This is a genomic window from Curtobacterium sp. NPDC098951 (genome assembly GCF_044759965.1).
Lineage (GTDB): Bacteria > Actinomycetota > Actinomycetes > Actinomycetales > Microbacteriaceae > Curtobacterium.
In genome coordinates this window covers 57,470-71,587 of record NZ_JBIWAG010000005.1, presented here as the reverse complement: position 1 = coordinate 71,587, position 14,118 = coordinate 57,470, and the positions used below count along the sequence as shown (strand labels likewise).

Annotated in this window: 9 protein-coding genes; 5 read left to right on the top strand and 4 right to left on the bottom strand. The window is 72.4% G+C overall.

What is annotated here, in order from left to right; translation table 11 throughout:
- Positions 1 to 89: 89 nt before the first annotated feature.
- Positions 90 to 1,385, bottom strand: coding sequence for a glycosyltransferase (locus tag ACIQUC_RS14330; RefSeq protein WP_402268156.1), 1,296 nt, complete (start codon positions 1,383 to 1,385; stop codon positions 90 to 92).
- Between the two features lie 136 nt (positions 1,386 to 1,521).
- Here ACIQUC_RS14330 and ACIQUC_RS14325 point away from each other — a divergent pair, with 136 nt between their 5' ends.
- Complete coding sequence (locus tag ACIQUC_RS14325; RefSeq protein WP_402268153.1) at positions 1,522 to 4,011, top strand: glycosyltransferase; 2,490 nt, start codon at positions 1,522 to 1,524, stop codon at positions 4,009 to 4,011.
- Positions 4,008 to 4,757: a polyprenol monophosphomannose synthase gene (locus ACIQUC_RS14320; protein ID WP_022907772.1), complete on the top strand. Its 750-nt coding sequence runs from the start codon at positions 4,008 to 4,010 to the stop codon at positions 4,755 to 4,757. Before ACIQUC_RS14325 ends, ACIQUC_RS14320 begins: the two co-directional genes overlap by 4 nt.
- A gap of 571 nt (positions 4,758 to 5,328) precedes the next feature.
- Here ACIQUC_RS14320 and ACIQUC_RS14315 read toward each other — a convergent pair.
- Both ACIQUC_RS14315 and ACIQUC_RS14310 read right to left on the bottom strand, forming a co-directional pair.
- Positions 5,329 to 7,194 carry a hypothetical protein gene (locus ACIQUC_RS14315; RefSeq protein WP_402268150.1) on the bottom strand — a complete coding sequence of 622 codons (1,866 nt, stop codon included), beginning with the start codon at positions 7,192 to 7,194 and terminating at the stop codon, positions 5,329 to 5,331.
- A gap of 246 nt (positions 7,195 to 7,440) precedes the next feature.
- A complete protein-coding gene (locus ACIQUC_RS14310; RefSeq protein WP_402268148.1) occupies positions 7,441 to 8,727 on the bottom strand; it encodes an O-antigen ligase family protein in 1,287 nt (428 codons plus the stop codon).
- Between the two features lie 150 nt (positions 8,728 to 8,877).
- Between ACIQUC_RS14310 and ACIQUC_RS14305 the strand changes: the two genes are divergently transcribed.
- Entirely contained in the window at positions 8,878 to 10,239 is a 1,362-nt protein-coding gene (locus tag ACIQUC_RS14305) for a hypothetical protein (RefSeq protein ID WP_402268145.1), read from the top strand.
- A gap of 82 nt (positions 10,240 to 10,321) precedes the next feature.
- Here the strand turns inward: ACIQUC_RS14305 and ACIQUC_RS14300 are convergent, their stop codons facing one another.
- Positions 10,322 to 11,701 (bottom strand): O-antigen ligase family protein, encoded by a 1,380-nt coding sequence (locus ACIQUC_RS14300; RefSeq protein ID WP_402268142.1) that lies wholly within the window; start codon positions 11,699 to 11,701, stop codon positions 10,322 to 10,324.
- A gap of 51 nt (positions 11,702 to 11,752) precedes the next feature.
- Here ACIQUC_RS14300 and manA point away from each other — a divergent pair, with 51 nt between their 5' ends.
- Positions 11,753 to 12,961, top strand: a complete 1,209-nt coding sequence (manA, locus tag ACIQUC_RS14295) for a mannose-6-phosphate isomerase, class I (RefSeq protein ID WP_402268140.1) — start codon at positions 11,753 to 11,755, stop codon at positions 12,959 to 12,961.
- A 53-nt stretch (positions 12,962 to 13,014) separates the two neighbouring features.
- A complete protein-coding gene (gene galE, locus ACIQUC_RS14290) occupies positions 13,015 to 13,977 on the top strand; it encodes a UDP-glucose 4-epimerase GalE (RefSeq protein WP_402268137.1) in 963 nt (320 codons plus the stop codon).
- The last annotated feature ends 141 nt before the right edge of the window (positions 13,978 to 14,118 follow it).

The window sequence follows — 14,118 nt, the reverse complement described above, 5'->3', positions numbered from 1 at the left end:
CGCGTCGCGCTGGCGTGGGCGGTGCTCAGCCGGGCATCGCGGAGGCGTGGGCGCTGCTCAGCCGCGCCTCGCGGGGGTGTCCGTCGTGCTCAGCCGTGGTCGCGTCCGCGCACGACGCGCGCGAGGCCGCCGAAGCGGTGCAGCAGGCGGTACTCCGCCGACCGGGTGAGCGCGTCGTACTCGCGCGCGATCGCGTCGCGCTCCGCTTCGGCCCGTCGACGGGCGGCGTCGAACGACGCGACGGCCTCCTCGGCGACGACGAGCCGCTCGTTGATGTCGCGGACGCCCTGCAGGTGCACGTCGCGCTCCTGCTCGGCGACCCGAAGGACCTCGCGCTCGTTCGTCGCCCACCGCAGGAAGGGCGACCGGCTGCCGGTCCGGGAGCGGGCGTGCGCGATCGCGGCCTCGAGGACCGGGCGCACCTGCTCCGCACGGGCCGTGAACGAGTGGCGCGCCAGGACGACACGACGCAGCCGCTCGACGAGCGCCGTCCGCTCGTCGTCCGGCATCGCGAGCGCCCGCTCGAGCGATGCGGCGTCGTCGAAGACCGGCACGTCGGCGAGACCGAGCTCCTCGAGCCCGAGCGCGCAGTCCGTGACGGGCAGGGCGCCGGCCGCGAGCGACTCGTACAGGCGGGAGTTCAGCGTGCCGTACTCGGCCGCCGGCGCGATGACGTCGTCGACGACGAAGGCCGCCGACCGGTACACCTCGGGGAGGGCGAAGTAGGGGACCATCGGCCGCAGCTCGACGCCGGGCGAGGGCTCGACGTGCTCGGCGTTCGCGGCGAACCAGACGATCGGCTCGGCCGGACGGACCTCGTCGAGGACGTCCTGCACGTGGCGTCGGACACCCCAGAAGTTGACGGTCGCCACCGCACGGTCGCTCCGCGGGGCGTCGGGGTCGGTCGTGAAGAGGTCGGTGTCGACACCGATCGGCACGACCTCGACCGGGCCGTCGTACTGCTCGGCGATCGCGTCGCGGGCGGCGGACGACGAGGTCCAGACCGCCTCGAACTCGTCGAGGTACGGCAACGCCGCCCACTTCGCCGTCCAGTTGCGCACCCACGCCACGAGGGCGGTGGTCGGCGGCACCCGGCCGGGCACGAAGGACTCGATCATGACGACCACGACGGCGGTGTCCTCCGGCACGGGGTCCGCCCAGCGGGTCATCGGCCACATCGAGACGCCCCACCCGGCGTCCCGGAGTGCCCGGGCGAGCCCGAGCGCGACGTAGAGGTCGCCCTTGCCCTCGGTCGTGTCGTCCGTCGAGACCGCGAACCGCACGGTCCCGCGAGGTCCCTCGGCGTGCTGACCGGCGGCGATCGCCGCGTAGTCCTCCGCCAGGGGGGAGGACGTGGGAGCGGTCGGGATGCTGGTCGCGGTCACCGAGCCATTCTGCACGAATCGGCAGTGATCACAGGGGAGCGCGGGCGCGCGCCTTGTAGGGTGTCATCGGCCGACGGCACCCCGCGGCCGACCCGTCGATCCGCGCCTGGCGCGCGGCAGCTGCTGGAGGAACCGCGTGACAGAGCGCAAGCCGGGAGTCGTGTCCGTCATCCTCGTGAACTACAAGGGCACGGACGACACCCTGACGAGCATCGCGGAGCTCCGCAAGCAGGACTGGCCGCAGGACCGCCTCGAGGTCATCGTCGTCGAGAACGGCTCCGGTCCGGCACACCTCGGCCGGCTCAAGGCGTCCGAGCTCGACTTCACGCTGGTCGACGCGGGGGCGAACCTCGGCTTCACCGGTGGCTGCAACCTCGGCGTCGAGAAGTCCTCCGGCGAGATCGTGGCGTTCCTCAACAACGACGCACGTCCCGACACGGGCTGGGTGCGCGAGGCGATGGCGACGTTCGCCTCCGGCGCGGACATCGGCGCCGTGGCGTCGAAGGTCCTCGACTGGGAAGGCGTCAACGTCGACTTCACCGAGGCCGCGATGACCTGGTACGGCATGGGCTACAAGCCGTTCGCGGGCTCGCCGGACACCGGGCGCTGGGAGTCCGAGACGGACGTGCTGTTCGGCACCGGCGCGGCGATGTTCATCCGCGCGGAGCTCTTCGAGCAGCTCGACGGCTTCGACGACCGCTACTTCATGTTCTACGAGGACGTCGACCTCGGCTGGCGGCTCAACCTGCTCGGCTGGCGCTTCCGCTACCAGCCGAAGTCCGTCGCGTTCCACAAGCACCACGCGTCGATGAACAAGTTCGGCGACTTCCGCGAGACGTACCTGCTCGAGCGGAACGCCCTCTTCACGCTCTACAAGAACCTCGGCGACGAGCAGCTCGCAGCGGCCCTGCCGGGGTCGCTCGCGCTCGTCGTCCGCCGCGCCGTCGGTCGGGGCGAACTCGACTCGACCGAGCTCGACCTCCGCAACCCCGGCGACGACAGCGTCCCGACGATCCCGGTGCCGAAGACCGCGATGGCGGGGATCTACGGCGTCGACCAGTTCGTCGAGCAGCTGCCGTCGATGACCGAGTCGCGCCGCGCGATCCAGGCGACCCGCGTCCGCAGCGACCGCGAGCTGCTGCGCCTGTTCGGCAACCGCGACGAGCCGGCGTACCCGATCGAGAACTACCTCGCCGGCTACGACAAGATCGTGCACTCCCTCGGTGTGCTGGACGTCGGCACCCGCCGCCGTGTGCTCATCATCACCGGTGACTCCATCGGCGAGAAGATGGCCGGTCCGGCGATCCGCGCGACGCAGATGGCGAAGCAGCTCGCCGGCGAGCACGACGTCCGCGTCATCAGCCTCACGCGCTCGTCGCAGATCGACCCCTCGTACGAGGTCGTCACGGTGCCGCACCGGCACCCGCGGCAGATGGTCGAGCACGAGGCCTGGGCCGACGTCATCATCGTGCAGGGCCACGCGCTCCGCCTGTTCCCGGTGCTCGAGTCGACGAGCAAGATCCTCGTGGTCGACGTCTACGACCCGCTGCACCTCGAGCAGCTCGAACAGGGCCGCAGCGACGACGTCGACCAGTGGAACCGTCAGATCCTCGACGCCTCGGACACCCTGAACCACCAGCTCGAACTCGGCGACTACTTCATCTGCGCCTCCGAGCGCCAGCGCATGTTCTGGCTCGGGCAGCTCGCCGGCTCCGGCCGTGTGAACGCCCGCACCTACTCGCGCGACCCCGACCTGCGCTCGCTCATCGGCGTCGTGCCGTTCGGGCTGTCGTCGACCCCGCCGGTCCACGATCAGCAGCGGGTCAAGGGCGTCGTCCCCGGCATCGGCAAGAACGACAAGCTCGTCGTCTGGGGCGGCGGCATCTACGACTGGTTCGACCCGATCACGCTCGTCCGCGCGATCGGCCGGCTCGCCGCGAAGAAGCCGAGCGTGAAGCTCTTCTTCATGGGCGTGCAGCACCCGAACCCCGACGTGCCCGAGATGGACATCGTCGCCAAGGTCCGCGCCGAGGCCGACGCGCTCGGCCTGACCGGCAAGAACGTGTTCTTCAACGACGCGTGGATCCCGTACGAGGAGCGCGGCGCGTACCTGCTCGAGGCCGACGCCGGCGTCTCGACGCACTACGAGCACCTCGAGACCACGTTCTCGTTCCGCACGCGCATCCTCGACTACCTCTGGGCGCGCCTGCCGATCGTGACGACCGCCGGTGACTCCTTCGGTGACCTCGTCGCCGAGGAGAAGCTCGGCATCGCTGTGCACGAGCAGGACATCGACGGCCTCGCCGCCGCGCTCGAGACGGCGCTCTTCGACAAGAAGGCCCGTGCCGAGTTCATCGGCAACGTCGACCGCGTGCGCGAGCAGTTCACGTGGGAGAACGTCCTCGCGCCGCTCGTCGAGTTCTGCCGCAACCCGATCCGCGCTGCCGACAAGAGCGTCCGCGACACGTCATCAACGATCCAGCCGCACGCCATGCGCGTGCGTGTGCCGGACCGCAAGAAGCTCTACGGTGTCCGTCACGACCTCGGTCGCGCCGTGCACTACTTCCGCACCGAGGGTCCGCGGAGCGTCGCGGGCAAGATCAAGCGTCGGCTGCAGAACCGGTGACCGCGGGCGCCACGGCGCTCGTGATCGTGCCGACCTACAACGAGGCCGAGAACGTCGGCACGATCGCCACGGCCGTCCTCGGAGCGCTGCCGGACGCGCACCTGCTCGTCGTCGACGACGCGAGTCCCGACGGCACGGGTGCCCTCGTGCGGCGGCTCGCGGCCGAGGACGACCGGGTGCACCTGCTCGAGCGCTCCGGCAAGCTCGGCCTCGGGACCGCGTACGTCGCCGGCTTCCGCTGGGGGCTCGAGCGCGGCTACCCGCTGCTCGTCGAGATGGATGCGGACGGTTCGCACCCCGCCGACCGGCTCCCGGCCCTCGTGGCCGCGGTCGACGAGGCCGACGACGTGATGCTGGCGATCGGATCGCGGTGGATCCCCGGGGGATCGGTCGTCGACTGGCCGCTCCACCGCGAGGTCCTCAGCAGGAGCGCCAACACCTACGCCCGTCTCGTCCTCGGGATCGGGGTGCGGGACGTCACCGCCGGCTTCCGGGTGTACCGCGCCGACGCCGTCCGTCGGATGGACCTCGCCGGGATCGACTCGAAGGGGTACTGCTTCCAGGTGGACATGACCCTGCGCGTCGACGACCTCGGTGGGCGGATCGTCGAGGTGCCCATCCGTTTCCGTGACCGCGTGCACGGGGTGTCGAAGATGAGCCGTTCGATCGTGGTCGAGGCGATGCTGCGGGTCACCCAGTGGGGCGTCCAGCGCCGCTTCGGCCGTCGTCGCGCCGCACGTCGCTGACGCGGGCTCCCGCGCGCGCTGCCTGGTGCTGCGTGGTGCTTCCGCGCGCTCGGTGCTTGGTGCTTGGTGCCTGGTGCCTGGTGCCCGGTGCTTCCGGGCGTACCTGGTGCGATCGGGCGTACCTGGCGAGAAGTTCCGACCAGGTACGCCCGTTTCCACAAGCCATTGGGCTCGTTCTGGGAAGAACCGACCCGGCGGGCCGGCGGCAGGGTCGGGCATCCCCGCTGCTTCCGCGTGTGCCGCGTGCCCCCTTGGGTGCCGAGGACTCTCGCGCGTACCTGGTGCTTTCGGGCGTACCTGGCGAGAAGTTCCGACCAGGTACGCCCGTTTCCGCAACCCATCGCGCCCGTTCTGGGAAGAACCGCCCCGCGGACCGACCCTGCCGGACCGACCCCCCCCGGACCGACCCCCCCGGACCGACCCCCCCGGACCGACCCCCCCGGACTGACCCCCCGGACCGACCCCCCGGACCGACCCGCTGACCGGGGTCGCCGGAAGGACCGGACCACAGACGGACGGGAGGTGCGGTGCCAGCTGGCACCGCGCCTCCCGTCTGTGAGGTCGACGCGTCTCAGACGCAGCTGACGTCGAAGTCCCGGCTGCCGACGACGTACTGCGTCATCCGCACCTGGCTGCCGGCGGTGAGGCCCCCGGCCGAGCACGCCGCCTGTGCCGCCGCGACGCCGTCGTTGCCGACCGCGATCCAGCTCGGCAGGCCACGGAGTGTCGAGGTCGAGGGGACCGTCCCGACGATCTGCCCGAACTGGTACTTCGTCGAGTAGAGGCCGATCGTGGAGATCTTCGCCGCCTTGAGCGCGGCGACCATGCCCTCGACGTCGGCGCGGTTCTGGGTCTGGTAGTCCTTGGCATCCGTCGCGCTGAGCCACGACAGGCCCGTCTCGACGTCGATCCACCAGCGGTAGGACGACGGGCTCGGGACCCCGCGGGTGTTCGCGGCCTCGTAGGCGCGGGTGTACCCGTACATGTACGAGCAGGCGCTCGTGTAGCTACCGGCCGTGCACGTGCCGTACGGGTTCGCGACCGTCGCGCCCGACGGGTCCCGGTTCGAGGACGGCCACACCGAGGCGGCCTTGCCGGGGTTCGCGGCGAGGACGTAGAGCTGGCCCTTCGGCTGCGAGGTACCGCCGGTCGACCCGGCGGCCCACGCGAGCTGCTGGGAGAGGTACTGGTTGGTCTGGTTCGGCAGCGAGCCGTTCACGCCCACCACACCGAAGGCCTGGTTCGACGGGTAGTTCGACGACGACCCGCCCTGCGGCCACGAGACGTCGGCGCCGAAGCCGGAGCCGCTCGACCCGTCGAGGAAGTACCCCGCGACGTCGAGGTGCAGCACCGCCGAACCCGTCGACGCCTTGACCTGCACGCGCCGGTCGACGCTCGACCCGGTGACCTTCGACATGACCAGGTTGGCCACCGACCGCCCCGGCGTGAACAGCTGGGTCGCGACCTGCGCATCTGCGCCGGCGGGAGTGACCCGCAGGTAGGCCGCACTCGTCGGGCCGGTCACCTCGGCGTTGGCCACGACGGCCGTGGAGGTGCCGGGGACGCCCGCGGTCCCGGTGAGCCGCACGGTGCGGGTGGTGCTCGTGATGGTGCCACCGTAGGCGCGCGTGGTGTCGATCGGGACGAACACGGAACCGGTCGTCGACGCGGAGTAGTAGCCCGCGACGTCGAGGTACACCGTCGCGCTGCCCTTCGACAGCTTCACCTGGACGGCACCGTTCACGAGCTTGACGATCGCGAGGTTCGACAGCGACTGCCCGGCGCCGAACAGCTGGGTCACCACGCCCGGGTCCTGGCCCGCGGGGGTGACCCGGACGTACCCGGCGGCGGACGGGCCGGAGACCTGGGTGTTCACCACGACTGCCGTGGCGTTGCTCGGGACGCCGCCCTTGCCCGCGAGCGACACCTTCGTCGGCGAGGTGCCGACCGTCCCGCCGAACACCCGGGAGGCGTTCAGCGGCGTGTAGGTGGCCCCGGAGCCGTCCGCGTAGTAGCCGGCGACGTCGAAGTAGCCGTTCGCACTGCCACGCGACAGCTTCGCCTGGATCTTCCCGCCCGCGAGCCGGACGGTGACGAGGTTGGCGATGGTCTGCCCGGCAGCGAAGTCCTGCGTGGCGACGGTGGCGTCGCGGCCGGCCGGGGTGACGCGCAGGTACCCGGCCGCGGTGGGCGACTTGACCTCGACGTTGACGACGACGGCGGTCGCGTTCGCGGGGACCCCGGCGAGACCGGCGATCGGGACGACCTTCGGCGTGGTGGTCAGGCTGCCCGACCACACCCGGGTGGTGGTGATGGGCGTGTACCGCCCGGTGGTGGGAGCCGCCGCCTGGGCGGTCGTCACGGGTGCGACGACGGCTGCGGCGGTGGCGACGAGCGTCGCGGTCAGGACGAGTGCGAGGCGACGGTGCAAGCGCATGTGGTGTTCCCCAGGTCACGAAGGACCGCCCCCTGACGGTCCCCGGCAGTCTAGGTGCACGATGCAACGAGCGTGGGGGATCGGACCGGACCTGTGCACTCCGACACATCCCGACCTCCTGTGGAGGGGCGTGGGCAGCCGCGTGGCCGACGCGCCCCCAACGACCGCCCGATCAGCCGCGTGGCGGAGGCACCCCCACGACCCTCCGCTCAGCCGCGTGGCCGACGCGCCGCCACGACGACCCGCTCAGCCTCGCGGCAGGTGCCGCCGCCACGACCGACGCCGCGCGGCGATGACGAGCACCGCGACGAAGACCATCAGCCCCGCACCGTGCAGCAGGTAGCTCTCCGCAGCACTCGTCACGCCGAGCAGCACGAGCACGGCCGCGGGCCACACGTACGCGACGCCGGGGAAGGTCGTCGCGGTCACCCACGCCCGCGCGAACGCGAGCAGCGCCGTCACCGCGAGGATGATCGTGCCGGCGAGCCCGATCTGCAGCCACGCGTCGACGAAGGCGTTGAGGCCGGACGTGAACCGCTGCCCCGCGGGGTCGATGAACGTGACGTACGGCACCACGGCCTCGTGCGGCCACGTGCCGACCCACCCCCAGCCCTGGATCGGGAACTGGCTCACGAACACGCGGATCTGCGTCCACAGGTCGAGCCGCGTCGCCGTGCCCCCGGCGGCTCCGATCTCGGCGAGGACGCGGTGCCGCGCGAGGATGCCGAGGGCGATCATCAGCAGGACCGCTGCGCCGAGGACGCCGTTCACCACCGGCCTGGTGGTCGGTCGGGCGTGTCGGAGTGACCAGAGCGCCAGGGCGGTCACGGCGAGGGCGATCATCGCGAGCCCGGTGATGGGGGACTGCACGAGCATCAGCGCGATGACCGCGAGGGCGGTGGAGCCGATCGCGCGCCACATCGTCACCGAGCGGGTGAGGAACTCGACGACGAACGTCACCAGCGCCATCGCCGCGATGAACCCCATGAAGTTGCGGGTGCCGCCGATGCCCTGGATCGGTCCGCCGTAGGCGATGTTCCCCTGGATGCCGAACGCCGGGATCGGGGTGTCGATGACGAGTCCGGACAGGACCTCGAGGCCGAGCGCGGCGACGAGCAGGATCCGGAAGGCGTCGCCGGACGCCCGGATCACCTGCACCAGGTCGCGACCCAGCGCGAGGTACAGCCCGAGCCCGATGAAGCCGAGCGTGCCGACGAGTCCCCGGAGGGCCACCCACGAGTACTCGCTCCACACCACGCTCAGCGCGCAGTACCCGACGAACGCCAGGAGCGACAGGGGGAGCACCCCGTGCCACTCGATCCGGTAGCGCTGCCCGAGCAGGCTCAGGCCCGCGAGGACGAACAGCGTGACGAGCACGGCCCACACGCCGGCCCGCCCGACGAGCGCGGTCACGGTGGGCTGCCCGAACGCGAACAGCACGATCACGGTCGCGAGCGCCTGGCTGAACCGCCCGCCCGCCGAGAACCCGATCCACGCCGACAGGTACCGTCGCGCGAGCACGCGTCTGGTCACCCGGCCGTCCGTCACCTCACCATCTTGGCGCATCCGGCCTTGCCGACCGGTGAGCCGACCGGTGGACGGCCCGACACCGCGCACCGGTGCCGTCGCCGGTCGGGCACCCCGGAGGGCGCTCGACCCGTCCTGGCATATCGACGATCAGCGATGTCGGCGTACGATCAGCGCACCATGGCGCGCGGCTCGCGGCGGTTCGGCGCACCGACGGTCGCTGCGGTCGTCGGCGGATCCGCCACGGCCCTGGCCTGGTGGCGGCTCGGCCCGACCACCCGCGGCACGGTGTGGGCCGAGGACGGCGGCGTGTTCCTCCGCGACCGGCTCGCGCTCGGCCCCGGCGCGGTCCTCGAGCCGTACGCCGGGTACCGCCACCTCGTCCCGCGGATCGTCGTCGACCTCGCGTGGCTCCTGCCTGTCGAGCGGTACGCCGTCGCCGTCTCGGGTCTCGCCTGCCTGGTCGTCGGTGTCGTGTGCGCGCTCGTGTTCCTGCTGTCCGGCGACGTCGTCCGACCGTGGCCCCTCCGGGTGCTGCTCGCCGCCGTCCCCGTCACGCTGCCCCTCGCGCCCGTCGAGATCAGCGGGACGGCCGCGAACCTGCACTGGTACGTGCTCGTCCTGGTGCCCTGGACGGCCACCCACCGTGCCCGGACGTGGTGGGGTGCGGCGGCGCTCGCCGTCGTGACCCTGGCCGGCGCGCTCACCGAGCCGCTGGCGACGCTGTTCCTCCCGCTGCTCCTCGTGGCCTGGCTGCCGCCGGCGCGGACCGCGAGCGGGCGCGTGGACCTCCGCCAGCTGCCCGTCACCCTCGCCGCCGTGCTCGGCAGCGCGGTCCAGGTCCAGACGGCCCTGACCGACGAGCGTGCCTCGCGCCCGGGAGACCTCCACGGGGCCGACGTCCTCGCCGGGTACCTGCTGCAGCCGGTCGGTGGTGGGTGGGACCGCCGGTTCGGTGTCGTCGCCGAGGCGGTGCGGACGCACGGGTGGGGCGTCGTGGTCGTGCCGGTCGTGCTGCTCGGTGTGGTGCTCGTCGCGGCGGTCGTGCTCGGTCGGGGCCGTGCCCGATGGGTCGTCGTCGCCCTCGGCGCCGGTTCGTTCGTGGTGTGGTGGGCGGCGCTCGCGGTGAACGGGTCGCCGGTCCAGGACTGGGCCGGCCTCGGCCCGGCAGCGGTGGGGGCGCCGCCGTCCCGCTACGCGGCGGCGTCCGGACTGCTGCTCGTGTCGGCGGCGGTCGCCGGGGCGTCGGTGGTCATCGGGTCGGTCGGGCGGACGGGAGGCGCGGCTCGGCTGGGCGCGGCGGCCCTCGCCTGGTGCGTGGTCGCCGCCGTCGTGATCGCCGCCGTCACGAACGCCCCGCCGGGAGCGACCAGACGGAGCGCCGGTCCGGTGTGGGCTGCCGAGGTCCCGGCGGCCGCCGCGGCCTGTCGGGCAGACCCCGCGATCGGGTCGGCGGAACTCCGGACGGCACCGTGGCGGGCCGCGGTGCCCTGCGACCGGCTCGTCGTCCGACGATGACCCGGCGGACGGGGAGCGTCCCGCGGACGAGGTGCCGGGGTCGGCGGCCCGGCATCGGCGTCGCCGGGTCGACCACGCGGGGTCAGCGGCGCGCGGGCGTCCGGAACTCGCGGCGTGCCGGGGGTGTGCGCGGTCCGTCGCCGGCCGACACGGGCTCCTCGCCGACCAGCACGATGCGGGTCTTGATCGCGATGAGCGCGAACAGCACCCAGTTCCCCTGGTAGAGCAGTCGTGACTCGGTCACCGACTGCACGAGGAGCGCCACGACGACGAGCAGCGGCAGGAGCGACACCGGGTCGAAGGGCCGCGGGGACAGCGTCCGGTCGTAGCCGATCCGGGTGGCCGAGGCCCAGGACCGGCCGAGGGTGGTGACGACGTACACCAGGAAGACGAGCAGCCCGATGATCCCGGTCTGCATCCAGACGTCGAGGTAGGCGTCGTGCGCCTGCAGGTACGTGACGCCCTTGCGGTGGGCGAGGTCGGCGAGCGTCGGGATGCCCGGCCACCAGTAGCCGATCCAGCCCCAGCCGACGACGGCGTGCTCCTGGGCGAGCCCGACGACCCGCTCCCAGATCACGCCGCGGCCGGTCGCGTCCGAGCCCTTGCCGAGCAGCTCGGACACCTGACCGCGAGCGAGGAACGCGGCGACGCCGACCACGACCGCCCCCGCGGCGACGGCCAGGTACCGCGGGGTCCGACGTTCGGTCGGCACCCGGCGGATCCAGAGCGCGACCGCGAGCGCGACGAGGACGACGACCCCGGCGGCCAGCACGGTCGAGGACCGGGTGAGCACGAGGACCACGAGCGCCACGACGGTCCAGCCGATCGCCCGGTTGCGGCGGAGCCGACCCTCGGCGTACTGCACGGCGACCGCGATGACGGCGAGGAGCGCGACCATCGCGAGCAGGTTCGCGTTGCCGGGCAGGCCCTGGATGCGCCCGCCGGTGAAGAGCTCGGCGCGCGAGAAGTAGAACGCGTCCGGGATCTTCCGGTCGCCGTAGTCGGTCCACACCGGGGCGATGGGGTGCCGGAGGACGACGGCCACGAAGGCCTCGAAGAGGAGCGAGCCCATCAGCACCCAGCGGAGCGCCAGGCTGATGGCGTCGGTGATCCGGCGCCAGGTCAGGGTGGAGGCGATCGCGAACGCGGCACCGGCACAGATCACCTGCACCGCGAGGCTCGAGATCGTGGCGAAGCGCCAGTGCGACCACGCGACGGACACGAGGCACCAGGCGAGGAAGAGCCAGAGCGCACGGGGCGTGCGCGTGATCGGTGGACGGGCCCGCACGATGATCGTCGTGGCCCAGACCGCCGCGGCCGCCCAGAGCAGACCGGCGCCGACCCAGGTGAGGGTGTTCGGCACGGCGTCGCCGGCGAAGAGCACGAACAGGATCGTCGCGCCGAATGCGAACGCCTCGCGTTCGGGCACGGAACCGCGCGCCAACGGCCAGGTGTTCGTCACGACGCCAGGGTACCCGGGGAGCGCACGTCCACCGCCGATAGGCTCGTGCGCATGTTCCTCGGCATCACGAACACGCCCCGCGACTACGCGTGGGGATCCGTCACGGCCATCCCCGAGCTCCTCGGCCGGACGGTCACCGGCGCCCCCCAGGCCGAACTCTGGCTCGGCGCCCACCCCGGCAGCCCGAGCGTCGTCGTGAACCCGGCGATGGTCGGCGGCGCCGACACCGTCCTCGACTGGATCGCCGCGGAGCCGCAGGATGCGCTCGGTCCGGACCGCACCGGCCTGCCCTTCCTGCTCAAGGTCCTCGCGGCCGCCGCGCCGCTCTCGCTGCAGGCGCACCCGACGCCGGAGCAGGCTCGCGAGGGCTACGAGCGCGAGGAGGCCGCCGGTGTCCCGATCGACGACCCGGCGCGCAACTACAAGGACCCGTTCCCGAAGCCCGAGCTCGTCGTGGCGCTCAGCGAGCGGTTCGAGGCGCTGAGCGGGTTCCGCCCCGTGACCGAGACCCTCGCCGACGTCGAGGCGCTGGACGCCGGCTCCGGACGCCTCGGCCCCCTGACGGTGCACCTGCAGCACGGACTCGAGGACACGGTCCGATGGCTCGAGACGGCGGACTCGTCGGCCGCCGCCGTCGTGCAGGCCGTGAGCGACCTCGCCACCGCGCTCGCCGAGGACGCTCACACGCCGAACACCCGGACGGCCAGCGACCTCGCGTCGAGCTACCCCGGTGACCCCGGCATCGTGGTCTCGCTGCTCATGCACCGCGTCACGCTCGCCGCCGGCGAGGCCATGTACCTGCCGGCCGGGAACATCCACGCGTACCTCGACGGCCTCGGCATCGAGCTGATGGCCCCGTCCGACAACGTCCTGCGCGGCGGACTCACGCCGAAGCACGTCGACGTCCCGGAGCTGCTCCGCGTCCTCGACTTCACGGCGTACCCGGCACCGCTCCTCGCGCCCGAGCGGGTCGACGGCGGCGTCGAGCGCTTCGCACCGGACGGCGTCGGGTTCGCCCTGCTCCGCGTATCCGGCGACGGACGTCCGGTCGGTCTGTCCACCGGCGGTGTCGCCCCGCTGCACGGCCCCTCGATCGCGATCTGCACGGCCGGTGCCGTCACGCTCGTCGGTGCGCGGTCGGCCACGCTGCTGCGGCAGGGGGAGTCCTGCTACATCACCCCCGACGAGGGCGACGTCACGGTCGAGGCCGACGGCGGGAACGGTCTGGCGTCCACGGTCTTCATCGCCACGGGTGCGTGAAGCCGCAGGGCGTGGCGGTCTGACGCCGCGCCGGTTCCGCTAGCGTGGCCAGCATGAGTTGGCTGGTCACCGGCGGCGCCGGGTACATCGGGTCCCACGTCGTCCGAGCACTGCGTGCGGCGGGCATCGACACCGTCGCGTTCGACGACCTCTCGAGCGGGTTCCGGGCCTTCGTGCCCAAGGACGTCCCGTTCGTCGAGGGCACGATCCTCGACGGCGACCTGGTCGCCCGGACGCTCGAGGAGCACGCCGTCACCGGCGTCGTGCACGTCGCTGGCTTCAAGTACGCGGGGGTGTCGGTCGAGCGGCCGCTGCACACCTACGAGCAGAACGTCACCGGCATGGCGACCCTGCTGCGGGCCATGGCGGAGAGCGGTGTCACGAAGGCGGTGTTCTCGTCGAGCGCCGCCGTCTACGGCACCCCGGACGTCGACACCGTGGTCGAGGACACCCCGAAGGCGCCGGAGTCGCCCTACGGCGAGTCCAAGCTCATCGGGGAGTGGCTCCTGCGCGACATGGAGGTCGCCGCCGGCTTCACCACCACGTCGCTCCGCTACTTCAACGTCGTCGGGTCGGGGGAGCCGGACCTGTACGACGCGAGCCCGCACAACCTCTTCCCGCTCGTCTTCGACGCCCTGCTCGCCGGTCGCACCCCGCGGATCAACGGCGACGACTACGCGACGCCCGACGGCACCTGCGTGCGGGACTACATCCACGTCGCCGACCTCGCGCACTCGCACGCGGTCGCCGCGCAGAAGCTCGAGGCGGGCGAGACCCTCGAGCGCGCCTACAACCTCGGCAGCGGCGACGGTGTGAGCGTCCGGCAGATCATGGACGCCATGGCGAAGGGCACGGGCATCGCGTTCGAGCCGGAGATCGCCCCGCGACGCGCCGGTGACCCCGCCCGGATCGTCGCGACCGGCGAAGCTGCAGCGCGTGACCTCGACTGGGCGATGCGCCACACCCTCGACGAGATGGTCACCAGCGCGTGGGAGGCCCGGCGCCGCATCGGCTGACGGCGGATCGCGGCCGGCTGACGGGCACGGCGTTTGTCCCCCGAAACCCCGACAGACCGGCCGCGACACGCCCGTACGGGGGACATGACACGCCGGAACGGTCAGTGCCTTCTATGATCCGCGACTTGACTCAGGCGAATG